A 705-nucleotide genomic window follows, 5' to 3' on the forward strand; every position below is an offset into this window, starting at 1 on the left:
TGCCCGGAGTCGCCCCGATTTCTCTTATTCGCCGGTCGTTTTCATCACTGAGATACGCCCATGTAACGATTCCTGTTAACCGGCCTTCGGAATTTGTATACGCCTTGAATTGCCCACGATGAAGCGGCGGAATAAAATTCCGAATGAACCCAGAAATAGTCCAGTGTTGGTGCAAAGGGCTAAGACTACACAGCCAGATTGCCCCCTCCACGCACTCCGACCGGGTCACGAACTTGCCTGAACTGAGGAGGTCGGAGGAGATTTTTTATTGGCGCGCCAATTATAATAAATCTCTACACCAATAAATATACTTCCAGTCAGAAACCCCTGAATGATAGATCTATATAAATTAGGACTAGATCCAAAATACTCAGAAACAAGAAAAAAATGAAAACTGATGTGCAAGAATTTTATAAACCGCTTGTATATTGGCCGCATTTGATAAACCTCCGGGAGTAAGCGGCTCCCATTCCGATAATGGGAGCCAAAAAAAATCAACCGTCGCTACGCTCAATGATCCCCACCAGAGGGACCACCGGTCCACCCGGAATCGCCCATCCCATTGTAAAAACTGTCATTCGGGCTGCTGGCTGAAAAAGCACCTGTAACAGCATTTGTAACGGTACTGATGCAATCGTAATTCCCGACAAAACCGGCCGCAGCGCCGCCAACAACACCAATAGGATTTCCATCAATCGAGCCAAC

2 protein-coding genes are annotated in these 705 nt (G+C 47.1%); both read right to left on the reverse strand.

Going from position 1 to position 705, the window contains the following annotated elements:
- On the reverse strand, positions 1–229 hold a 229-nt coding region (locus tag VZ95_RS29525; protein ID WP_408606117.1), incomplete at its 3' end, for a toxin-activating lysine-acyltransferase.
- 281 nt (positions 230–510) lie between these two features.
- Positions 511–705 (reverse strand): hypothetical protein (locus VZ95_RS27680; protein WP_232302785.1); only part of this gene is annotated, 195 nt, incomplete at its 5' end.

This window comes from Elstera litoralis (genome assembly GCF_000963705.1).
GTDB lineage: Bacteria > Pseudomonadota > Alphaproteobacteria > Elsterales > Elsteraceae > Elstera > Elstera litoralis.